Source organism: Acinetobacter sp. YH12106, from assembly GCF_013418995.1.
Classification (GTDB): domain Bacteria; phylum Pseudomonadota; class Gammaproteobacteria; order Pseudomonadales; family Moraxellaceae; genus Acinetobacter; species Acinetobacter pseudolwoffii.
The window spans coordinates 61077-83752 of sequence record NZ_VPAV01000004.1 but is presented as its reverse complement, the minus strand read 5'-3'; the positions used below and the strand labels follow the sequence as shown (position 1 = coordinate 83752).

Here is a 22676-nt window from a genome sequence, read left to right as displayed (position 1 = left end):
GGATTAAACACCAATTTTACGGTATTTTTGACGCTTCGCAACCAGATCATCACCATCGCGCTTACGGCGATATTCTTCAAACTCAGCATAGTTACCGGTGAAGAATTCAGGTGTTTCGCCTTCAAATGACAAAATGTGCGTTGCAATACGGTCCAGGAACCAACGGTCATGCGAGATCACCATCACAGTACCCGGGAACACCAGAATGGCATCCTCAAGCGCACGTAAGGTTTCGATATCCAGGTCGTTTGACGGTTCATCGAGCAAGATTACGTTTGCGCCCATTTGCAGGATTTTAGCCAGTTGTAAACGGTTACGCTCACCACCTGACAATTGACCGACACGTTTTTGCTGATCCTGGCCTTTAAAGTTAAAACGACCGATATATGCACGAGATGCAATTTCGTATTCGCCAATCTTCAAGATGTCTAAACCGCCAGAAACTTCTTCCCAAACCGTTTTGTTGTCATCAAGCGTGTCACGAATCTGACCCACATAAGCCACTTTCACCGACTCACCCAGTACCACAGAACCGGTATCCGGTTGTTGTTCACCGGTCATCATGCGGAACAGTGTGGTTTTACCTGCACCGTTCTCACCGACGATACCCACGATCGCAGCAGGCGGTACAACGAATGATAAATCTTTATACAGGGTACGATCACCAAACGATTTGCTGATGCCTTCAACTTCTACAACCTTGTTGCCTAGACGTGGGCCAGGTGGAATGTAGATTTCAGAGGTTTCGTTACGCTGTTGGAATTCACGCGAGTTAAGCTCTTCAAAACGCTCCATACGCGCTTTGTTTTTCTTTTGCTGGCCTTTGGCATTTGAGCGAACCCATTCAAGTTCTTTTTTCAATGCTTTAGCAAAAGATTCTTCTTGCTTGTTCTCTTGCTCTAGACGCGCATTTTTCTGCTCTAACCAAGAAGAGTAGTTACCTTGGTATGGAATGCCCATGCCACGGTCAAGCTCAAGAATCCACTCAGCCACGTTATCCAAGAAATAACGGTCATGCGTAATCGCAACGATGGTACCCGGGAAGTCTTTCAAGAAACGTTCTAACCAGGCAACAGATGATGCATCTAAATGGTTCGTCGGTTCGTCAAGAAGCAACATGTCTGGCTTAGACAAGAGCAAACGGCACAGTGCCACACGGCGGCGTTCACCACCTGAAAGCAGTTTAACATCGGCATCCCAAGCTGGAAGGTTCAGTGCAGCAGCTGCCTGATCCATCTGATTGGCAAGGTTATGTGCATCCCATGCATGGATAATGGCTTCGAGCTTTTCTTGCTCTTTTGCAAGTGCATCAAAGTCAGCATCTTCTGCTGCATATTCTGCAAATACTTCGTCAAGACGTGCCAAAGCATCCAGCGGCTCACGCAGACCATCTTCAACGTTGCCACGCACGTCTTTAGTTTCATCTAAAGGCGGCTCTTGCTCGAGATAACCGATTTTAGTACCTGGTTGTGCACGTGCTTCACCAGAGAAATCTTTATCTACGCCCGCCATAATACGAAGCAAGGTCGATTTACCTGCACCGTTTAGACCAAGCACACCAATTTTTGCGCCCGGGAAAAATGATAAGGAGATATCTTTCAGGATTTCGCGTTTCGGCGGCACCATCTTAGACACTCGGTTCATCGTATAAATATATTGGGCCACGTAGGACTCCTCAACTGAAAAACCAAATGGGGTTAAAACAACCACCCCAGCTCAAAAAAGAGCGAAAAAATAATCGGCTATTATACGCAGAAAGCTGCGAAAACATAAGCCATTGCCATGAACTTCAATGCATTGTTACAAGTTTATTTATGGTGATTTTTCAAACAGCTGATTTAAGTCAAATAAGTGCATCGAATCCCAATTTATATATGATTATTTCATCTATCTATTTCAGTAAAATTGCACTTTTACTTATATATGAAAATGTTACACTCAAGTCATAAACTTAAACACAAGAAGATCAGTCATAATGAGTTATAAAGCAGAAACCCTTGCGATTCATGCAGGTTATAGCCCTGAAGCCACCACCAAAGCAGTTGCAGTGCCAATTTACCAAACTACGTCTTATGCCTTTGACAATACTCAACATGGGGCCGATTTGTTCGATTTAAAGGTACAGGGCAATATCTATACCCGGATCATGAACCCGACCACGGCGGTGTTAGAGCAACGTATTGCCGCACTTGAAGGCGGGATTGGCGCACTTGCTTTAGCGTCTGGTATGGCTGCAATTACCTATGCGATTCAGACCATTGCTGAAGCCGGTGACAATATTGCATCCGTATCTACGCTCTATGGCGGCACCTATAACCTATTCGCACACACCCTGCCGAAGCAAGGTATTGACGTGCGTTTCTTTGATTATGAAAAACCGGAAAGCTTGCGTAGTTTAATTGATGACAAGACCAAACTGGTCTTTGTGGAATCCATTGGTAATCCACTGGGTAATATTATTGATCTGGAAGAGATTGCAAAAATCGCGCATGAGTACGGTGTGCCCGTGATTGTTGACAATACGGTGGCAACGCCAGTACTACAAAAATCTTTTGATTTTGGTGCCGACATTATCGTGCATTCATTGACCAAATATATCGGCGGTCATGGCAATTCGATTGGTGGCATCATTGTCGATAGCGGTAAATTCCCGTGGGGTAAATATCCTGAACGCTTTCCCGCGCTGAATACCCCCGATCCAAGTTATCATGGCGTAAACTATGTCGAAGTTCTCGGTGAAGCGGCTTATATCGCTCGAGCGCGTGTGGTGCCACTACGCAATACTGGGGCCGCGATCAGCCCGCAGAATGTGTTTCTGATCCTGCAAGGTTTGGAAACTTTAAGTCTGCGTATGGAGCGTCATACTGAAAATGCGCTTAAAATTGCGGAATATTTACAGCAGCATCCTAAAGTAAAATGGGTCAATTACGCTGGTCTGAAAGATCATCCACAACATGCCTTGGCACAAAAATATGTGAAAGGTAAACCGTCTGCAATTCTGACCTTTGGCGTAGAGCATGGTCTTGAAGGCGGCACACGTTTTATTGATGCGCTGCAACTGTTTACCCGTCTGGTCAATATCGGCGATGCCAAAAGTCTCGCTTGTCATCCGGCGACCACCACACATCGCCAACTCAATGCCGAGGAGTTAAAATCAGCAGGTGTCAGTGAAGATATGGTGCGACTCTCGATTGGGATTGAACATATTGATGACCTGATCGCGGATCTGGAACAGGCACTAGCGACCGTTTAAAGGCGTGTTTCATCTGACTCAAAACTCCACCCTTTCTGGTGGAGTTTTTTTATTTATATTCTAAAACAGCCACTTGCTTTGCTTTTTATTTTCATGGTAAAAGTTAAATGAAATAGCGAACACAAATAGAGCAATTACTCTAATTTTTATTTTAATTTCAATAGTTTAATTTATAGATTTTCTTGAAGAATTGGTTATCATATCTTGACTCACCTTCGCTCTCATCTTCTGTTAGAGCGCCATAGACCTTTAATAAAAATAATTTGAACGCTGACTTCAAATTAGGGATAACAAACGTGAAAACTAGACTACACAAACAACTGGAAAAACGTGTTGCAGGTAAAACCGTCCTGATCACCGGCGCATCCAGCGGTATTGGGTTAACGACGGCACATCAACTGGCCGATGCAGGTGCGCATGTTTTACTGGTGGCCCGTACTCAAGAAACCCTAGAACAAGTAAAAGCAGACATTGAAGCCAAAGGCGGCAAAGCCTCAATCTTTCCATGCGATTTAAACAATATGGAGGCGATTGATGAGGTCTCCAAACAGATCATTGCCTCAGTCGATCATATTGATATTCTGATCAATAATGCGGGTCGTTCGATTCGTCGCGCCGTGCATGAATCGGTCGACCGCTTCCATGATTTTGAACGAACCATGCAGCTGAACTATTTCGGCGCCGTGCGTCTGGTCATGAATATCCTGCCGCAAATGATGATTCGTCGCGCGGGTCATATCATTAACATCAGTTCGATTGGCGTACTGGCCAATGCCACCCGTTTTTCGGCCTATGTTGCTTCAAAAGCTGCGCTGGATGCTTTTAGTCGCTGCCTGTCTGCAGAAGTACATTCGCATAAAATCGCCATCACCTCGATCTATATGCCTTTGGTACGCACTCCGATGATTGCACCAACCAAAATTTATAAATACGTCCCGACACTTTCTCCGGAACAGGCAGCTGACCTGATTGCCTATGCCATCGTGAAACGTCCGAAGAAAGTTGCGACCGGTTTGGGTCGTCTGGCCTCGATTACTTATTCGATTGCTCCGGATATCAACAATGTTCTGATGTCGATTGGTTATAACCTGTTCCCAAGTTCAAGTGCCTCTGTGGGTCAACCACAAAAATTAAATTTGGTGCAAAAAGCATATGCACGGCTGTTCCCGGGCGAACACTGGTAATTTTTACTGGGATAATTTCCTAAAAATACGAGCCGCCGACCGGGCGGCTTTTTTGATGTCTCAGTTTTAAATCTCTAGGTGAAAGCAAGCTCATCTGGATCACACACGACATAGCCTGTCTTTATCGACACAGATTTTTGCCGCAAATGCTGCGAGATCACGTACACTATCTGCGGATATTTCCTATCCGTATTTTTATATTTTGATTGAAATGATGGAAACCCTTATGAACAACGCGCGATGGCTCGATGAAGTAAAATTTAACGAACAAGGATTAGTCCCTGCCATTGCCCAGCATCATCAAACTGGTCGTGTCTTGATGGTGGCCTGGATGAACCGTGAAGCGCTAGCACTAACGGCTGAGAAAAACCAAGCCGTGTATTTCTCCCGTTCACGCAGCAAGTTATGGCATAAGGGCGAAGAATCAGGACATTTTCAAACCGTACATGAAATCCGTCTGGACTGTGATGCCGATGTAATTGTGCTGCAAATTGAACAGCATGGCGGCATCGCTTGTCATACTGGTCGTGAATCATGTTTCTATCGTAAACTCACGCCAAATGGCTGGGAAATTGTCGATGCACAGCTGAAACACCCGTCTGCAATTTATGGTGAAAAATCCACAAATCCGCATACGCTGGCGATGGAAGCGTCAAGCGCCCAGTCTGAACAGGTCGAAGTCTTGTCCTATCTGGGCCAGATGATGGCAGAACGCAAACAGGCCGATCCGGATTCCTCTTATGTGGCCAAGCTCTATCACAAAGGCCTGAACAAGATTTTAGAAAAAGTCGGTGAAGAAAGCTTTGAAACTGTGCTGGCTGCCAAAGATTTCAACGCTCAGGTCTCTGAAGACAATAAAAATGATCTGATCTATGAAGTTGCTGATCTGTGGTTCCATACCATTGTGATGCTGGGTTATTTCGATATCGAACCGCAACTGGTCTTGAATGAGCTGGCACGTCGTCAGGGCTTATCCGGTCTGGTTGAAAAAGCCAGCCGTCAGCATTAAATGATGAATATGCCTGTGTCTGATCTGCAAAAACCCAAGGCCACTTATGAGCAGGCCACTGCCATCGATAATGCCCGTCTGGGTAATTCCTTTAAAGTGATTGCCTATGCCGGCACAGGTAAAACCACCACACTACAAATGATCAGTGATGCCATGCCTGAACGGCGTGGCATGTATCTGGCTTTCAACAAAGCCATTGCCAGTGAAGCGCAAGCCAAATTTCATCGCGGCGTAGATTGCCGCACTTTTCACTCGCTGGCATTTCGCAGTGTTCCACGTGGAATCACCGACAAGCTGCGTCTGCCCCGTTTAAGCCCAAGCTTTATTGCCAAAGAATACCATCTGGAACCGATGACCATGCGCCGTATGATGGGTGGGCGTTATGAAAAATATGTCTTGATGCCTTCGCGTCTGGCGAGTTTAGTCGCCAATGCGGTTGGCTATTTCTGTTCGACCAGTTCGCAATACCCTGCTCCGCGGCATATTCAGGCACCGAGCTGGTTGCATCCAGATGATATTGAAATTCTGCAAAAGAAACTCTATCCGGCCGTAGAACGGCGCTGGCTAGAATCAATCGATCCCAATCATCAGGCCGGGATTGGCCATGATATTTACCTGAAACTCTGGGCGCTGTCTGAACCGAATATTCCGGCCGATTATGTGCTGTTTGATGAAGCGCAGGATGCCGACCCACTCATGCTCGGAATTTTGCTGAAACAGCGGAATACTCAGGTGATTTATGTCGGTGATGCGCATCAGCAGATTTATGCTTGGCGCGGTGCGGTGAATGCCATGCAGCAACTGCCTTTACCCGAATCACGCCTGACCACATCGTTTCGTTTTGGCCCTGAAATCGCGTTAAATGCCAATGCCATTTTAGGTGCACTGAATGAAACCGTGCCTTTGCTTGGCAATCCGTTGTTAGATTCTAAAGTCGTGAATAAACCGCATACCAAAATGCGTGATGCGATTCTGTGCCGGACCAATGCCCGGGCCATGGAACTGTTACTTGCCGGACTGGTGCGTGGTGATAAAGTCAGCCTGCAAGCCGATCATGTCAAACTGAATCGTTTTGTCGATGCGGCTGCCATGCTCAAACAAGGCAAACGGGTGATTGATGTGCCGGAACTGGCCTGGTTTAATTCTTGGCATGATGTGCATGAATACTGTGAAACCAATGAAGGCAGCGATATCAAACCGCTGGTTAAACTAGTCGATGAACATGGCACCGATCCATTGAAAAAAGCCTTGGCCAAAATCACCCCGATTGGACAGGCGGACTATATTATTTCCACTGCACATAAGGCCAAAGGTCTGGAGTGGGAACGGGTGCATATTGAAGATGACTATCAGTTTAAGCTGAATGAAAAAGATCATAAAATTAGTGATGAAGAGCTACGTTTACTTTACGTGGCCTGTACACGTGCTAAAGTAAGCTTAAATATTCATCACATTTATGACCTGATTCAACAACTGAAGATCAAGATGCCGCAGTCGCTTCGTCAAGCCGTCGGTTAAGGTATGGATGTAAAATCATGGTACAGGTGACCTATGCACATCGAAGCGCTTCAACTGAAACACACCCTGCATTTTCCAGAGATTCAGCTTCAGCTTGATCATTCACAATATCCGCTTACCTTAATTTTGGGCAATCAGGGTACTGGCAAAACCACTTTGTTACGCTGTGCTTATCAGGCGCTGACCTGGTTTGCAGCACGTTATCGCGATAGCCGGGCTGCCGGTCTGGTGATGCAAGATCAGGACATCATGCAACACCGGCTGCAATCCAAAATTGATATCCGGGTTGGCTTTCCCGAAGAGGTTTCAGCGCTTACAGAATCCAGCCAGACTGAAGCTACACAGCAACAGAGCTGTTCCTGGCAAGTCTATAAGACTTTAAATAGTCAAGGACTCGGCTTTAGCAAAGCCGAAACCGCGCAACTGGACAGCATGCTTGGCCTTTATCAGAAAGCCCGATTCAATGATCCTCTGCTCGGCTTGCCGCTGATTGCCTATTATCCTGCCGACCGCTTTGTCAATGACGTCAATCTGATCAGCAAAAACAATCCGGCTATTTTCCATACAGCGCATGCTTACGACATTAGCGCGATTCCGTTTACGACCTTTGCCCGTTTCTTTGAATGGTTGCGTGAAGTCAGTGATATTGAAAATGCGCAAAGCGCCAAGATCATGGATCAGATTTTAGCACGTGCCTTGCAGCAACCTGAAGATATTCGGGGAGATGAACTGGCGCGGCAGATTGAAAAAGCGCAAGCACAGCTCCATACCCCGCATTTAACGGCCTTAAAAAATGCCTTGTCGCAGGTATTGCCTGACATCAGCCAGATTGAGTTAAAATACCAGCCCAAGCTGCAACTGATGCTGACCTATCAGGACAAGAGTTTTACTTTTCAGCAACTTCCCAATAGCATCCGCACCTGGATTGCGCTGGTGGGCGATATTGTACGGCGTCTTTGTCTGCTCAATCCGAACAGTTTATTTCCATGTCAGGAAGGTACAGGAGTGTTGTTGATTGATGCCATTGATCATCAGCTGGATCAGGATCTGGCAGCAGAGATTCTGCCGCGTCTGCATCAGGCATTTCCTAACTTGCAAATTATTGCCACCGGCAACCGACCTGAGTTACTGGAACAGGCACAGGCCTTTCAGTGCTTAAGACTCGAAAATAAACAGTTGCATCCAATTCATCTTGAAAGCATGAAAACCCAGTTTGATCAGATCTATGCCGAAATGGGTCTACATACTGATCCAGACGCAATTCCTGCCGAAGAAGCGCTAATAGAAGCCGTCACCGAACCGGCTACGCCGCTTGCTGTATTACAGCGGATTCAGCAACAGTTGAGTCCTGAACAGCAGCAGGAATTGTTACGTTTACTTGCTCAGGATCAGCCGACGCTACCGCAATCGCTCTAAGTAACGTTGAAAAACAGTAATGAGCGTTTCAATGAATATCGAGATTTATTCAGACCATTTTAGTGCTGTCTTTTTGCAATTGTAAAACTGCATTTAGTCATATTTACAATCAATGCTTGCAATTTAATCTTAATTTTCGGTCACTTCTGGATGATCTGTTTAAGCATCCACCCCACGCCAAAAGCCTGCTCGCGTATAATTTATAAGTTCGACATAAAAACGTTGATGTTGTTGTTATCCTGTAATATGATCGGTTTTATTTGCGAATTTCATTGTAAAATCGGAATTTGCTATCGTTTATAAGTTGCGCAATACAACTGTTTTTATATTCTTTTTGAATATTCTTTTGGCTTTCAAGATTGAGAAGTTTGGGTTGCTCCTTGTAATCCTGTAGTCCTTGAAAGATGAAGATTCACCCTAGGTTGGTCACAACCTAAATCACGACAATGGATACGAGTGTGCTGCCGATTATTATATTGTTACCGTTAGTATTAGGCACAACCCTTGTCTCGTGGCTGAAGCAATTTTCGCGCGGGGTAACGGCTTTAGGGGCAATTGGTGTCAGCCTCAGCAGTTTCTTATTATTATTGAGTCAGGCGCCTGCCATCTTTGATGGTGTCGTGATCATTCAGACCTGGTCCTGGCTGCCCCAGCTCGGGATCGATTTCAGTTTCCGTCTGGATTCTCTGGCCCTGCTGTTTGCCTTGCTGATCAGTGGCATAGGCACCCTGATCTATATTTATGCCTATTATTATCTCAATCCTAAAAATTCGCTGAGCAAACTTTATTTCTTGCTGATGCTGTTTATGGCAGCCATGCTCGGAATTTCATTGTCGAATAACTTGCTGATCCTGCTGGTTTTCTGGGAACTTACCAGTATTTCATCATTTTTACTGGTGGGCTATTGGAGCAATTACGAAGCCGCACAGCGCGGCTCACGTATGGCCTTGACCATTACCGGCATGGGTGGCTTGGCCATGCTTGGTGGCTTCATCCTGCTGGGTCAAATTACCGGCACTTATCAGATTGATCAAATCCTGACGATGACTGAACAGATCCAGTCACATGCGCTATTTGTTCCCACTTTGTTGCTGATTTTACTCGGTGCCTTTACCAAAAGTGCGCAGTTCCCCTTCCATTTCTGGTTACCCAATGCCATGGCAGCACCGACACCGGTCTCTGCCTATTTACACTCGGCCACCATGGTCAAAGCCGGCCTGTTTCTGGTCGCACGTTTACTCCCGATTTTTGCTGGCGCGGCACTGTTTCATAATATTGTGACCTTTGTCGGTCTGTTTACCCTGTGCATGGCCGCCTTTTTTGCCATTTTTAAGGAAGATCTGAAAGGCCTGTTGGCCTATTCAACCATCAGTCATCTGGGTCTGATCATGTGTCTGCTCGGGATTGGTTCTCCACTGGCAGTCGCAGCAGCAATTTTCCATATTATTAACCATGCCACCTTTAAAGCGGCCCTGTTTATGATTGCCGGTATTATCGATCATGAATCTGGCACCCGTGATTTACGTAAGCTTTCAGGTCTATGGCAACTGCTGCCCTTTACTGCAACGCTGACCATGATCACTGCGGCCTCTATGGCCGGTGTTCCATTGACCAATGGTTTCCTCTCCAAAGAGATGTTCTTTACTGAGCTGGTGGCCAATTTAAGCGGGCCAGTGCTGGTCGGTTCAGCCATTGTGGCGACATTGGCCGGAATTTTTGCAGTCACTTATTCGATTCGTCTGGTGCATGGGGTATTTTTCGACGGCCCACTGGGCAAGCAAGTCCCGAATAAAAATGCGCATGAGCCACCATTTGGCATGCGCGCACCCGCCACTTTACTGGCATTTCTATGTATTTTAGTGGGTCTATTGCCCGCACTTTTGGTCGAAAAAATCGTGAATAGTACCACGCAGGCAACGACTCAAAATTTTGCTTTTGAAGGTACGCATCTGGCCCTCTGGCATGGGTTTAATCTGCCATTATTAATGAGTGTGATTGCTTTGGCCGGTGGTGCAGTGTTTTACTTTTCTCTGGCCAAAGGTGGTGCCTTACGTGAAATTGATCTGGATCCAAAACTGGGCCGCTTACAGGGTCGGATCCTGTTTGACCTGTTCCTGAAAAATCTGCTGTTAAATTCACGTCGTTTCCGCCGTGCCACTGAAACTGGCAAATTACAAAGCTATTTATTGTGGATTGTGATCTTTACCATCGGCCTGGTTGGTTTCCCATTGTTATCCAATGGTATCGGTAGCGGTACGCGTGAGCTGACCCATGCCCCTGCCCTGGCCATTGTCTTGTGGATGTTGCTGTTCTCTGCCTGCTGGATGCTGCTATGGTTCCATCATGAACGGATTAAAGCGGTACTGATCAGTGGTGCAGTAGGTCTGGTGGTGACCATGGTCTTTATTGGCTTCTCGGCACCTGACCTGGCATTGACCCAAATTACGGTCGATGTAGTAACCACCGTCTTGTTATTAATGAGTTTATCTCTGCTACCGCAGCTAACCCCTTATGAATCCAGTCCAACCCGGCGCTGGCGTGATGCGATCATTGCGCTGGGCGGCGGTCTCGGTATTGCCACCATCGCCTGGCTGATCATGACCCGTGATCATAATTCTATTTCATGGTTCTTCCTGCAGCAGTCAATTCCACTCGGCGGCGGAACCAATGTGGTCAATGTGATTCTGGTCGACTTCCGTGGTTTCGATACCTTCGGCGAAATTACTGTACTCGGGATTGCCGCGATTGGTGTGCTTAGCCTGATGGATGGCATGCGTGCGCATGGCACCACCATGACCCAAGGTTTGACCTATCGATTTAATCCCTCCCCCTTGATGTTACGTATCACGGCATCATGGATTTTACCTGTAGCTCTGGTAGTCAGCCTGTATATCTTTATGCGTGGCCATAACCTGCCGGGCGGTGGATTCATTGCAGGATTAGTCACCTCACTAGCCTTAATTATTCAATATATTGCAGTGGGACAGGATAAAACTGAACAGTTGCTGGGTGCCAAATCTGGTCGTTTGTATGAAATCTGGATTGGCGTGGGTTTAACTATTGCCGGTTTGACCGGGGTTGCGGCCTGGTTCTGGTCACGCCCATTCCTGACCAGCGCGCATATCTATGTCTCGCCACCCGTGATTGGAGAAATGCATCTGGCTTCGGCGGCGCTGTTTGATGTCGGTGTCTATGTCACTGTAGTCGGTGCGACCATGCTGATGATTTCTGTGCTGGGCGATTCACGTCACTCCAGTATGACTGGCCCAGTACCAAGAGGATAATAGAATGATGAGTTTAGAGTTTTTATTAGCCTCCGCCATTGGTCTACTCGCCGCCACCGGAATCTATCTGATTCTGCGTGCGCGTACTTTTCCGGTGGTGCTGGGCTTGGCCATGATTGGTTATGCGGTCAACCTGTTTTTATTTGCCATGGGGCGGATCCAGATGAATTCGCCTGCAGTATTGACCGAGGCCTCCAGAGTCACCGATCCCCTTCCGCAGGCACTGGTGCTGACCGCCATCGTGATTGGCTTTGCCACCACTGCCTTTATTGTTCAGCTGGCACTGCGTAGCCGTTATGAATCAGGAACAGACCACGTTGATTCAAAAGAAGAAACACCTCAGATTGACCCACGTGAGGATGAGCCTTAATGACTGATCTTCTTCACTTCTGGTCTCAACATACGCCAATTTTCAGTATTCTTTTACCGGCCCTTACCGCTTTTAGTCTGGTACTTTTAGGCAATCCGGGTTCTGGCTCCCTGACCACAGACTGGCGTCAGCCTTGGCGTCGTGGTATCAGCCATATCTCGGGTATCTTGGGTCTGATCATTGCGGTCAGTTATTTAATTGACAGCAGTCAGGGTCAAGTCAGTGTATATACACTGGGCGAATGGGCGGCACCTTTTGGGATCGTGCTGGTGCTGGACCAACTCTCTGCCATGATGCTGGTGTTGACCTATGCCCTGGCAGTACCGGTGGTCTGGTATGCCAGTAAAGAATGGGATACCCGTGGCCGTTATTTCCATACCATGGTGCATTTCCTGCTGATGGGCCTGACCGGCGCCTTCCTGACCGGTGACTTATTCAACCTGTTCGTATTCTTTGAAATCTTGTTGATGGCATCCTATGTGCTGCTATTACATGGACAGGGCAAGGCGCGTTTCCAGCTGGGAATTCATTACGTCACCATTAACCTGCTGGCTTCTGCGCTGTTCCTGATTGGACTCGGCATGATTTATGGCAGTGTCGGCAGTCTGAACATGGCCGATGTGGCGCGCTTAATGCCTACCTTGGCAGCAGATCAGCATAAACTGGCCGTTGCCGGTGGACTCATGCTATTCGTGGTCTTCGGGATTAAGGCGGCAATGCTGCCGGTGGGCTTCTGGTTACCCAAAACCTATGCCGTAGCCACCACCCCTGTTGCCGCACTCTTTACCATCATGACCAAAGTCGGGATCTATGCGATTTTGCGAATCAATGGAACTGTTTTTGATGATGAGTATAGCCATCAGATTCTAATGAACTGTCTACTGGTGATTGGTCTGATTACTTCAGTTTATGGTGTCATTTGTGCGATTGGTACAGAACGCCTGCGCCGTTTTGTCGGCTTTATGGTGCTGTCTTCAGTCGGCACGATTCTGGTGGCGATTGGCATGAATACGACTGCAGCCTGGGCCGGCGCCCTGTACTATATGGTACACAGTACCCTGATTGCTGCAGCATTTTATATCCTGTCTGGCTGGATTACCTCACAGCGCGGTGAGTTCAAAGATCATTTTAAAATCGCACCGCTGATGAAACAGAACAAGCTGGTTTCGATTATCTATTTCATCATTGCCTTGATGATGGCCGGTCTGCCACCGTTCAGCGGCTTCTTTGGCAAAGTCTTTATTTTGCAGGCTTCTGCCAATTCAGAGCATCAGATGATCATTATCCTGACCATTCTGCTGGTGAGTTTCCTCAGTATTCTGGCTTTTACTCGAGTCGGCTTTATGCTGTTCTGGCGCTCGACCAAACCTGAAGATGATTTGAATTCTGACGATTTCCACAAATATGAAGCTTTACCCAGTAAGGCACCTGCACGTAATGATCACACGATCTATTTGCTACTTGCCGGCTTAACAGCTTATGTTGTATTTGCTGGACCGATCTATCAATATAACTATCAGACGGCAGAACAGATTAAAAACAATCCGGTCTATGAAGCTGCCCTGTTAAAACGTGATGCAGAAGGTCAATTTATTAGTGTGCAACCCTTTGATCCAAGTTATTTGCCAGAAACCAAATATGGTGGCGAGGTGGTGGATCCAAATGCACATCTGATTCCTTATATGATTTCAGAAGCCACTTTGGAAGGTGAAAATATTTCTGAATTCAAACAACGTCAGATTGACCAGCAGCATATTGAACAAACCCAACATGATGATAATCAACTTAAACCGGCGGAGGGACCTTAATGGCTGAATCATTCCTGCAACGTTGGTTCCCGCACCCGTTGGTTTCTGTAATCGTGGGGCTCAGCTGGACTTTACTGTCACATAGCACAGAAGCCGGAACCTTGCTGGTGGCCCTGCTTCTTGCGATTGTCATTCCCAAAATGGTCGCGCCGTTTATTGACTATACCCCGAATATCCAGTGGCGGCCTGCGCTGCGTCTGTTCTTTGTCGTGGTCTGGGACATTGTGGTGGCCAATCTTAAAGTTGCAAAACTGGTCTTGGGTCCGACCAAAAACCTACATCCCAAATGGTTCCGTGTGCCTCTGGAAACCGAGCATGAAGAAGTCAACACCTTACTGGCCATGATTATTACCACTACACCGGGCACAGTCACTGCCGGTATTGATCAGGATCGTGGTGATATTCTGGTGCATGCTTTAAGCACGGATGATGAAGCAGCTGAAATCGAGCTGATCAAACAACGTTATGAACAGCCCTTGCTTAAAATTTTCAGCGCACAGACAGGAGAAAAAATATGACGATTCTGCCTTATGCATTAATGATTTGCCTGGGTGCAGTCACTGTCTCGATGTTACTCTGCCTGATCCGACTCATTACCGGCCCTTCTATCGTTGACCGCCTCCTGGCACTCGATACCCTGTTCCTGAATGCCACCTGTCTGATTGTCATTTTGGGAATTTACTGGAGCAGCACTTTTCTGTTTGAAGAGGCTTTACTGGTGGCGATGCTCGGCTTTGTCTCTACAGCAGCCTTGGCGCGTTATTTCACCACTGGCCATGTCATCGACTAGGAGTTTTTAAATGCCGTTAATTTTAGAAATACTAGTTTCGATTTTTTTATTGATTGGTGCTTTCTTCATGCTGGTCGGTGGGATCGGGATGGTGCGCCTGCCCGATCTGTTTATGCGGCTGCATGCACCGACCAAATCCAGTACCTTGGGCTTGGGCAGTTTTCTGATTGCCGCGATTATTTTTTCTGCCATGTACGGCCGTTTCGGTTTTGCTGAAGTGCTGATTACCCTGTTTGCTTTTATCACTGCACCCGTATCGGCCAATCTGATGGCGCAGGCAGCATTGCATTTACGTTTACGCTCGCTAAGTGGTGAGGCTCCAGAAACACTGGAGCGTCCCCTGCCTTGGCAACGTTCACGTCGCCGTGCTTTTTATGAGAAAAAAATGAATCATAAAAATGATGATCTCACTTGATTTGGACTATTTTTAGATAGGTCGATTCACTTCTAATGTTTAAAGTTTCAATAAAGCCAGCTATAAAAAAGCCACCCGAAGGTGGCTTTTTTATTGTCCTAAGACTTATTCATCATCTTTTTTTGCTTCAGCTTCAGGTAAATCCTTCACAGCTTCAGCAATTAGACCAAACATATAGTTACCATAGGCATTGGTCTTGTCGTAATGGAAACGTAGACGAGGTGTAATACGGGTTTTGATACGACGGCTCAGTTCGTGACGCAGGAAACCAGAGGCTTTGTTTAACACCTCTAAAGTTTCTTTATTCGCCGCTTCACTTTGTTCATCGCCCAGCTCACGTCCCATAACAGTGACATAAACTTCCGCATATCCCAAGTCCGGGCTCACCTTCACGGCAGAGATGGTCACCAGACCACCTAAGCGTGGATCTTTCAGCTCTTGACGGATCAGTTCGGACAACTCACGTTGTACTGTATCCGCCATACGCTTTAGACGTTGACTACCCGCCATTAAAGACTCCGTTTAATGAGTTTAACATCGTACACTTCGATCTTATCGAGTGCTTTGATGTCTTTGTAACCTTTCACGGCAAGACCACATTCCATGCCGGCACGAACTTCTTCAACCACTTCTTTATAGCGACGAAGAGACTCAAGTTCACCTTGGAACACCACCACGTCATCACGGAGTACGCGAATCGGTTTGTTACGATGCAATACACCTTCAAGTACCATACAGCCTGCAGCAGCACCGAATTTACTTGAGTGGAAGACTTCACGTACTTGCGCCACACCTAGAATTGTTTCACGATGTTCTGGCTCAAGCTTACCGCTCATTGCCGCTTTCACATCGTCAATCAATTGATAGATGATTGAGTAGTAACGAATATCAATGCTGTCTGCATCAGCTTTTTGGCGCGCTGCGGTATCCGCACGTACGTTAAAGCCAAGAAGAACTGCTTCTGAAGATTCAGCCAGTGTTACGTCTGACTCAGTGATTGCACCGACACCAGAACCAATAATACGTACTTTCACTTCGTCAGTTGCAAGTTCAGCAAGTGCCACATGAAGTGCTTCTAATGTACCGCGTACATCAGTTTTCAGCACCACGTTCACGATAGGTACATCTTTCTTGCCCATAGACGCCATGATGTTTTCAAGACGCATTGCAGATTGACGCTCAAGACGTTTTTGACGTTCACGATCCATACGCGCATCGGCAACTTCACGTGCTTTCTTCTCGTCGCTCACCACAAGAACTTCGTCACCAGCCATTGGCGCTTCTGGAAGACCCAGAATTTCCACTGGAATCGAAGGACCTGCAGATTTAATACGCTGACCATTTTCATCCGTCATCGCACGAACGCGACCATAAGATGAACCGGCAAGAACCAGGTCACCTACTTTCAATGTACCGTTTTGAACCAGAATAGACGTTACCGCACCACGGCTGTTGTCTACACGTGCTTCAATCACCACACCTTGTGCAGCACCTTCTTCCGATGCTTTCAATTCAAGCAATTCAGCCTGGATCGAAATCAGGTCTAGAAGTTCATCGATACCTTGACCAGAATGCGCCGAAACCATGGCAACCGGTACATCACCGCCCCATTGTTCAGGTACGATCTGTTTGGTGGTCAATTCGTTCAATACGCGATCTGGATCAGCAGATTCTTTATCCATCTTGTTGATTGCAACAATGATTGGTGTACCTGCAGCACGTGCATGGTCGATTGCTTCTGCAGTTTGTGGCATAACACCATCATCTGCTGCAACAACCAGTACCACGATATCCGTTGCTTTGGCACCACGTGAACGCATTGCAGTAAACGCTGCGTGTCCCGGAGTATCAAGGAAGGTAATAATACCTTTGTCGGTTGTAACGTGGTAAGCACCAATATGCTGGGTAATACCGCCTGCTTCGCCTTGCGCCACTTTGGCACGGCGGATACGGTCAAGAAGCGATGTTTTACCATGGTCAACATGGCCCATGATGGTAACCACTGGTGCGCGCGTTGTTTGTGCACCACGTGCTTCTTCAGCCGCTTCAAGCAGGTTATCTTCAGCTTGCGTATCAGAAACCAATACCGGGTTATGACCCATTTCTTCTACGATTAATGCTGCAATTTCCTGATCAATGGCTTGGTTCTGAGTAACCAGCTCACCCATTTTCATGAGAGATTTAATAACTTCACGAACCTTGATCGCCATTTTCGCAGCCAAATCAGCCACAACAATGGTTTCACCAATTTCAACATCGTAAACCTGTTTCTTCACAGGTTTTTCGAAGCCGTGCTTGTTGCCCTGGCTGGTTTTCAAACCGCGTTTAGGCTGTTTGCTGAAGCTCTGCTCTTCCTGACCACGACGTCCACCTTTTTTCGGTGCACGTGCAGCTGGGGTATTGGTACCACGTTTAATCTCGCGGTCTTCTTTGGCAAATGAGTCTTCATATGCCTGACCCACCAGACCGGCAGCAAGCGGAGAATCGTCTACGACACGAATCGTTGCTGTTGTATCTTCAGCGGTGTACTTAGACGCCATCTGACGCATTTGTTCAAGCGTACGTTGCTGCGCTTCTTCAGCCGCTTTACGACGTGCTGCTTCTTCAGTCGCTTTTAATTGCGCTGCCTGAGCTTCACGTGCTTTTTTCTGTTCAGCCGTTTCAGTTTGTTTAACAACCTGTTTTACAATCGGCTTGTTGGTCGATTTGCGTTTTACCACGACTGCCGCTTTAGAAACTTCTTGCTTGTCGCTGGTTTGTTTTGCAGCAGCACGCATCGCTTCTAGAGCTTTACTCGCGTTATTTACGCCAGTTTTCGGAGCTTCAGCAGAAGAAGCAGCTTGTGCTGTATTCTGCTCAGGCGCAGCTTTGGCCTGTTGTTCAGCCTTGGCTTTCGCCAATGCTTCTGCTTTGATCTGTTCTGGATCAGGCTTAACAAATGTATGCTTCTTGCGAACTTCTACATTAATCGTTTTCGCCTTACCTGAAGTACTCGCAACTTTTGCAGTACTGGTTGTTTTACGTTTCAACGTGATTTGCCCTGCTTGGCTTTCTGAACCTTGTGATTTCTTCACATGGCTCATCAAGCTATCTTGTTGTTCGGTGGTAATAATATCGTCAGCTTTACGCTGTGGTAAACCTGCCTCACGAACCTGCTCTAGGAGCTTCTCAACTGGACGACCCACGCTGAGGGCTAACTCTTTAATCGACTTGTCCGTCATATACTACCTCCTAGTTAAACCATGATTCGCGCGCTTTCATAATGAGTTGACCGGCTTTCTCAGCACCCAAACCTTCAATATCTTCGATATCGTCGGTCGCCTGATCTGCCAAATCGTCAACTGTTACCACACCACGAGCTGCTAGAGCTTGCGCGATCTCTGCTGTCATGCCTTCCATTGCAACAAGTTCTTCACTTGGCGCTTGTATATTCTCTTGCTGTTGTAATGCATCAGCAAGTGCAATTTCTTTCGCACGGCTTTGCAATAATTCAACCAGTTCAGCATCAAGTTCGATTTCATCAAACGTTTCTGCAGGGACATAAGCAATTTCTTCAAGCGAGGTGAAGCCCATTTCTACCAGTGCCATCGCCAAATCTTCCGCGATATCCAGACGTGTTACAAACATGTCCAGATACTGTTGCGCTTCGTTTTGTTGACGGGCGTAGTATTCCTCTTCCAGCATCATGTCCAGCTTGTAGCCAGTCAATTCTGATGCCAGACGAACGTTCTGACCTTGTGAACCAATCGCACGAGCCAATTGATCACTCGTTGCAAAGATGATGTCTGCAGTACGGGCATCTTCATCGATGACAATACTCGATACATCTGCTGGTTCCAGTGCGCTGGCGATGTACTGGGCAGGGTCGTCAGACCATACCACGACATCGATACGCTCACCGTTCAATTCTTGTTGAACAGCCTGGATACGTGTACCACGCATACCAATACATGCACCAACCGGATCAATACGGTGATCATTTGTTTTTACTGCAATTTTAGCACGCACGCCTGGTTGACGAGCTGCTGCTTTAATTTCAATAATTTCTTCAGAAATCTCAGGGATCTCTTTCTTCATCAATGCGATCAGCATATCCGGCTTGGCACGTGACAACTGGAGTTGCGCACCACGACCTTCACGGTTCACATTGAACAGAATCGCATTCATACGTTGCTTCGGACGAAGAATTTCTTTCGGAATCATTTCTTCACGTGCAAGGTATGCTTCAGCATTATCACCCAAGTCAATGATAAAACCATCTTTGGTTTGTTTCTTCACTTCACCATAGATCAGCTCGCCGACTTTAGATTCGTAAGCATCGGCCACAAGTGCGCGTTCTGCTTCACGGATCTTCTGTACAATCACTTGCTTGGCAATTTGTGCTGCAATACGACCGAAATCAATCGATTCTACTTCGAGTTCACGAATATCACCAATTGACCATTGTGCAGGATCAAGATCAGAAATCGCATCCTGACACGCTGGCATTTCATGATCTTCGTCAGCGACTACTTCCCACTGACGAAAAGTACGGTAGTCACCTGTTTTGCGATCAATTTCCACACGTAAACGTGCTTCTTCAGAGCGAGTTCCTTCGTAGAATTTTTTCTTGGTCGCCGCAACTAAAGCTTGCTCAAGCGCTTCGAAAATTGCTTCACGAGGTACACCCTTTTCGTTACTAACCGTTTCAACGACGGTCAGAATTTCACGTGCCATACGTCACCTATTCGTTAAATTTTTATTTATTCAATTAATCTTGGAAGACCAAATTTGCTTTATCGATATTGTGACTGTCGATCTCCAATACCTGTTGCTTTTCTACTTCAACTTGAATCATTTCATTGTCTAGGTCGACTGCAACCAGTTTGGCCTGGAATTTACGACGGTTATCTACTGCACTAATCAGACGTAATGCTACGCTATGACCAATATAGCCTGACATCTGTTCGAGCTGGAAGAATGGACGATCCCAGCCTGGAGAAGACACTTCAAGTGAATATTCACCCGAGATCGGATCATGAACATCCAGCATGGCGCCGACTTGCTGCGTTACACGCACACAATCCTGAACACCAATACCACGCCCCTGTTCCTCTTCACCGTCTTCATTAACGGCCGGTTCAGCGCTTGCATCGACCGGTTTGTCGATGTAGATACGTAATAACGAACGTTTACCCTGTGGCAGGAACTCAATCCCCCAAAGGTTTACATTACAGGCTTCAACTGCCGGTGCAATCAAGTCCTGAAGTGCTTGAGTTTTATTTGATAGCTTCATTTACTCTCGTCATCTGGTGCGATTTTATGATCTATTTGACCACTACAAACCAATACAAACTATAGTAGTAGTGAAACATGGAGACGTGACCAAATAATGTCGACACTACACGATAGCCAATAAAAAAGGGCGTAAATCGCCCCAATTAAGCACAATAGCGATTTTTTTTCAAATCCCACTGTGCAAAAAGGCCCACCTTGTTGTGAGCCTCTTTTTAGAAACTTGGTAGCGGGAGCTGGATTTGAACCAACGACCTTCGGGTTATGAGCCCGACGAGCTACCAGACTGCTCCATCCCGCATCAACGTGCAAAAATTATATACAAAAGATGAGAGCTTTTCAATCAAAACTGCATCATTCTGCATATTTGTCATTTGTGACTGAAAAAATGGTAGTGGGTGCTGGATGTAAACCAACAACCTTCGCCAGTTTATAGAGAGTTGAGCCCGACAAGCAATCAACTAAATCTATAAATAACGTTTACCAAACCATTTAAATGGTAGCGGGAGCTGGATTTGAACCAACGACCTTCGCTAGCTTATAGAGAGTTGAGCCCGACAAGCAATCAACTAAATCTATAAATAACGTTTACCAAACTATTTAAATGGTAGCGGGAGCTGGATTTGAACCAACGACCTTCGGGTTATGAGCCCGACGAGCTACCAGACTGCTCCATCCCGCATCAGCGTACAAATAACATTCAGCTTAAAAAAACTTAAACTGCTTTTAAAGTTTGCATCTTTAAAAGATTGGTAGCGGGAGCTGGATTTGAACCAACGACCTTCGGGTTATGAGCCCGACGAGCTACCAGACTGCTCCATCCCGCAACAACATGCAAATTATATTTCTCAGCTTAATAACTTATTAAACTGCCTCTTAAAAGTTTGCGTCTTTAAAAAGGATTGATTGGTAGCGGGAGCTGGATTTGAACCAACGACCTTCGGGTTATGAGCCCGACGAGCTACCAGACTGCTCCATCCCGCATCAACAGAAGTTTTTTCAGCTGCATACACCAACTTAAATTTCTGGATTATAAGTTGGTGCGGAAGGGGGGACTTGAACCCCCACGCCCGAAAGCACTACCACCTCAAGGTAGCGTGTCTACCAATTCCACCACCACCGCAGCTGTGACGCATTCTAGTCGCATCACTGGAAAAAAGAAAGGACTAATTAAAACTATTCGGTCGTTTCTGGTGCAGTTGGTGAAGTTTCATTCGATTGCACAGGCATGGTCGGCGCAGATTGAACCGTTCCCAAACTATAGGCATTTGTGCTGTCTTTCTTGGCCAAAACAGCCAGAGTCAAACTGGTCACAAAAAATAGCGCCGTTAAAATAGCAGTCAAACGGGTCATAAAATTGCCGGAACCCGATGCCCCGAATACTGTCGCCGCACCACCGCCACCGAAAGAGGCACCAGCATCTGCACCTTTACCATGCTGAACCAAAATCAAGACAATCATCAAAACAGCTAAGATAATATGTACTACCAGCACAAAAGTTTGCATGCTGAACTCCTAATTATTGTGTATTTGCAAATGCGTGAGCAATTTTATGGAACGACTCAGCATTGAGTGATGCACCACCGACCAGTGCTCCATTGATATCCGGGCAGGCTGCTAACTCTACTGCATTTTCCGGCTTGACACTACCACCATATAAAATCGCCATGGTTGCACCATAGCCGGTGATCTGGCTCAAACCTTGACGGATTTGTGCATGCATGGCTTGTGCATCTTCAGGAGAGGCGGTTTTACCGGTACCAATTGCCCAGATCGGCTCATAAGCAATCACGATATTTTTCCATTGCTCAGCGTCCACTACCGCTGCAATATCACAAATCTGTTGCAATACGACCGCTTCAGCCTGCCCTGCTTCACGTTGTTCCAGGCTTTCACCCACGCAGTAAATCACCGTTAAACCGGCAGTTAATGCATGCTTGATTTTGGCATTCAGAACTTCTGCGTTTTCTGCGAAAACTTCACGACGCTCAGAATGACCAATCAGTACATAATGAATCTGGCTGTCTTGCAATAATTCAGCGCTCACTTCACCGGTATAAGCACCCGTTCCTGAAATGCGTGAAACATCTTGTGCTACAGTGTAAACAGGACGAGTCGCAGATGACAGTTCCGCCTGAATCTGGGTCAGGGCAAGAGCAATCGGGGCTACACCGATATGACATTTATCTGCGGCGATTGGTGCAGTTTCCAGTAAATTTTTAATACCGTGCACCAGTGTTAATGCATCTGCCTGCAGCGGATTCATTTTCCAGTTACCTATTACCCAAGGGGTAATCGTCGAAACTGACATAATTAACCTATTTTATTTACATATTTCGAATTGGGCACATTCTA

At 46.6% G+C, this 22676-nt stretch carries 18 protein-coding genes and 5 tRNA genes; 11 read left to right on the top strand and 12 right to left on the bottom strand.

Annotation, left to right across the window (positions count from 1 at the left end; translation table 11 throughout):
* Positions 1-3: 3 nt before the first annotated feature.
* Entirely contained in the window at positions 4-1665 is a 1662-nt protein-coding gene (gene ettA / locus FTU45_RS05600) for an energy-dependent translational throttle protein EttA (protein WP_005168915.1), read from the bottom strand.
* 310 nt (positions 1666-1975) lie between these two features.
* On the opposite strand from ettA, the gene FTU45_RS05595 reads away from it, so the two are divergent.
* The 11 genes from FTU45_RS05595 (at position 1976) to FTU45_RS05545 (ending at position 15047) form a co-directional block, all read left to right on the top strand.
* Positions 1976-3253: an O-acetylhomoserine aminocarboxypropyltransferase/cysteine synthase family protein gene (locus tag FTU45_RS05595; protein ID WP_074383639.1), complete on the top strand. Its 1278-nt coding sequence runs from the start codon at positions 1976-1978 to the stop codon at positions 3251-3253.
* Positions 3254-3549: 296 nt separating this feature from the next.
* The gene (locus tag FTU45_RS05590; RefSeq protein WP_005265513.1) at positions 3550-4437 is read left to right on the top strand and encodes an SDR family NAD(P)-dependent oxidoreductase; all 888 of its coding nucleotides are present in this window, start codon (positions 3550-3552) and stop codon (positions 4435-4437) included.
* 226 nt (positions 4438-4663) lie between these two features.
* The gene (hisIE, locus tag FTU45_RS05585) at positions 4664-5446 is read left to right on the top strand and encodes a bifunctional phosphoribosyl-AMP cyclohydrolase/phosphoribosyl-ATP diphosphatase HisIE (RefSeq protein ID WP_100535249.1); all 783 of its coding nucleotides are present in this window, start codon (positions 4664-4666) and stop codon (positions 5444-5446) included.
* A gap of 15 nt (positions 5447-5461) precedes the next feature.
* Positions 5462-6964: a UvrD-helicase domain-containing protein gene (locus tag FTU45_RS05580; RefSeq protein WP_180076127.1), complete on the top strand. Its 1503-nt coding sequence runs from the start codon at positions 5462-5464 to the stop codon at positions 6962-6964.
* A 33-nt stretch (positions 6965-6997) separates the two neighbouring features.
* Positions 6998-8380 (top strand): AAA family ATPase, encoded by a 1383-nt coding sequence (locus tag FTU45_RS05575; RefSeq protein WP_180076081.1) that lies wholly within the window; start codon positions 6998-7000, stop codon positions 8378-8380.
* 446 nt (positions 8381-8826) lie between these two features.
* Complete coding sequence (locus tag FTU45_RS05570) at positions 8827-11664, top strand: monovalent cation/H+ antiporter subunit A (RefSeq protein WP_100355185.1); 2838 nt, start codon at positions 8827-8829, stop codon at positions 11662-11664.
* A 4-nt stretch (positions 11665-11668) separates the two neighbouring features.
* The gene (locus FTU45_RS05565) at positions 11669-12034 is read left to right on the top strand and encodes a Na+/H+ antiporter subunit C (RefSeq protein ID WP_005168933.1); all 366 of its coding nucleotides are present in this window, start codon (positions 11669-11671) and stop codon (positions 12032-12034) included.
* Positions 12034-13842: a monovalent cation/H+ antiporter subunit D gene (locus tag FTU45_RS05560; protein WP_180076080.1), complete on the top strand. Its 1809-nt coding sequence runs from the start codon at positions 12034-12036 to the stop codon at positions 13840-13842. Before FTU45_RS05565 ends, FTU45_RS05560 begins: the two co-directional genes overlap by 1 nt.
* Positions 13842-14360, top strand: coding sequence for a Na+/H+ antiporter subunit E (locus tag FTU45_RS05555; RefSeq protein ID WP_005094373.1), 519 nt, complete (start codon positions 13842-13844; stop codon positions 14358-14360). The genes FTU45_RS05560 and FTU45_RS05555 overlap by 1 nt, the downstream gene beginning before the upstream one ends.
* Positions 14357-14632: a monovalent cation/H+ antiporter subunit F gene (locus FTU45_RS05550; protein ID WP_005094376.1), complete on the top strand. Its 276-nt coding sequence runs from the start codon at positions 14357-14359 to the stop codon at positions 14630-14632. The genes FTU45_RS05555 and FTU45_RS05550 overlap by 4 nt, the downstream gene beginning before the upstream one ends.
* A gap of 10 nt (positions 14633-14642) precedes the next feature.
* On the top strand, positions 14643-15047 hold the full coding sequence (locus FTU45_RS05545; protein ID WP_100329411.1) for a Na+/H+ antiporter subunit G: 405 nt from the start codon (positions 14643-14645) through the stop codon (positions 15045-15047).
* A 105-nt stretch (positions 15048-15152) separates the two neighbouring features.
* Here FTU45_RS05545 and FTU45_RS05540 read toward each other — a convergent pair whose 3' ends face one another.
* From FTU45_RS05540 to tpiA, 11 genes are all read right to left on the bottom strand, one after another.
* A complete protein-coding gene (locus tag FTU45_RS05540; RefSeq protein WP_005094380.1) occupies positions 15153-15557 on the bottom strand; it encodes a ribosome-binding factor A in 405 nt (134 codons plus the stop codon).
* A complete protein-coding gene (gene infB / locus FTU45_RS05535) occupies positions 15557-18268 on the bottom strand; it encodes a translation initiation factor IF-2 (protein WP_180076079.1) in 2712 nt (903 codons plus the stop codon). The genes FTU45_RS05540 and infB overlap by 1 nt, the downstream gene beginning before the upstream one ends.
* Before the next feature lie 10 nt (positions 18269-18278).
* The gene (nusA, locus tag FTU45_RS05530) at positions 18279-19763 is read right to left on the bottom strand and encodes a transcription termination factor NusA (RefSeq protein WP_005094384.1); all 1485 of its coding nucleotides are present in this window, start codon (positions 19761-19763) and stop codon (positions 18279-18281) included.
* Between the two features lie 34 nt (positions 19764-19797).
* Complete coding sequence (rimP, locus tag FTU45_RS05525) at positions 19798-20322, bottom strand: ribosome maturation factor RimP (protein ID WP_005094386.1); 525 nt, start codon at positions 20320-20322, stop codon at positions 19798-19800.
* A gap of 223 nt (positions 20323-20545) precedes the next feature.
* A tRNA-Met gene (locus tag FTU45_RS05520) sits at positions 20546-20622 on the bottom strand.
* 304 nt (positions 20623-20926) lie between these two features.
* A tRNA-Met gene (locus FTU45_RS05515) sits at positions 20927-21003 on the bottom strand.
* 68 nt (positions 21004-21071) lie between these two features.
* Positions 21072-21148 (bottom strand) — tRNA-Met (locus FTU45_RS05510).
* Positions 21149-21228: 80 nt separating this feature from the next.
* Positions 21229-21305 (bottom strand) — tRNA-Met (locus FTU45_RS05505).
* A 54-nt stretch (positions 21306-21359) separates the two neighbouring features.
* Positions 21360-21444 (bottom strand) — tRNA-Leu (locus tag FTU45_RS05500).
* Positions 21445-21497: 53 nt separating this feature from the next.
* Complete coding sequence (secG, locus tag FTU45_RS05495; RefSeq protein WP_005094388.1) at positions 21498-21827, bottom strand: preprotein translocase subunit SecG; 330 nt, start codon at positions 21825-21827, stop codon at positions 21498-21500.
* Positions 21828-21840: 13 nt separating this feature from the next.
* Positions 21841-22632, bottom strand: a complete 792-nt coding sequence (gene tpiA / locus FTU45_RS05490) for a triose-phosphate isomerase (protein ID WP_005094392.1) — start codon at positions 22630-22632, stop codon at positions 21841-21843.
* Between the last annotated feature and the right edge of the window lie 44 nt (positions 22633-22676).

Excerpts from the sequence above, each read along its gene's own strand:
- FTU45_RS05595 (WP_074383639.1), top strand. The coding sequence starts at position 1,976 with ATGAGTTATAAAGCAGAAACCCTTGCGATTCATGCAGGTTATAGCCCT.
- hisIE (WP_100535249.1), top strand. The coding sequence starts at position 4,664 with ATGAACAACGCGCGATGGCTCGATGAAGTAAAATTTAACGAACAAGGA.
- FTU45_RS05575 (WP_180076081.1), top strand. The coding sequence starts at position 6,998 with ATGCACATCGAAGCGCTTCAACTGAAACACACCCTGCATTTTCCAGAG.
- FTU45_RS05570 (WP_100355185.1), top strand. The coding sequence starts at position 8,827 with ATGGATACGAGTGTGCTGCCGATTATTATATTGTTACCGTTAGTATTA.
- FTU45_RS05565 (WP_005168933.1), top strand. The coding sequence starts at position 11,669 with ATGATGAGTTTAGAGTTTTTATTAGCCTCCGCCATTGGTCTACTCGCC.
- FTU45_RS05560 (WP_180076080.1), top strand. The coding sequence starts at position 12,034 with ATGACTGATCTTCTTCACTTCTGGTCTCAACATACGCCAATTTTCAGT.
- FTU45_RS05555 (WP_005094373.1), top strand. The coding sequence starts at position 13,842 with ATGGCTGAATCATTCCTGCAACGTTGGTTCCCGCACCCGTTGGTTTCT.
- FTU45_RS05550 (WP_005094376.1), top strand. The coding sequence starts at position 14,357 with ATGACGATTCTGCCTTATGCATTAATGATTTGCCTGGGTGCAGTCACT.
- FTU45_RS05545 (WP_100329411.1), top strand. The coding sequence starts at position 14,643 with ATGCCGTTAATTTTAGAAATACTAGTTTCGATTTTTTTATTGATTGGT.
- FTU45_RS05540 (WP_005094380.1), bottom strand. The coding sequence starts at position 15,557 with ATGGCGGGTAGTCAACGTCTAAAGCGTATGGCGGATACAGTACAACGT.
- infB (WP_180076079.1), bottom strand. The coding sequence starts at position 18,268 with ATGACGGACAAGTCGATTAAAGAGTTAGCCCTCAGCGTGGGTCGTCCA.
- nusA (WP_005094384.1), bottom strand. The coding sequence starts at position 19,763 with ATGGCACGTGAAATTCTGACCGTCGTTGAAACGGTTAGTAACGAAAAG.
- rimP (WP_005094386.1), bottom strand. The coding sequence starts at position 20,322 with ATGAAGCTATCAAATAAAACTCAAGCACTTCAGGACTTGATTGCACCG.
- secG (WP_005094388.1), bottom strand. The coding sequence starts at position 21,827 with ATGCAAACTTTTGTGCTGGTAGTACATATTATCTTAGCTGTTTTGATG.
- tpiA (WP_005094392.1), bottom strand. The coding sequence starts at position 22,632 with ATGTCAGTTTCGACGATTACCCCTTGGGTAATAGGTAACTGGAAAATG.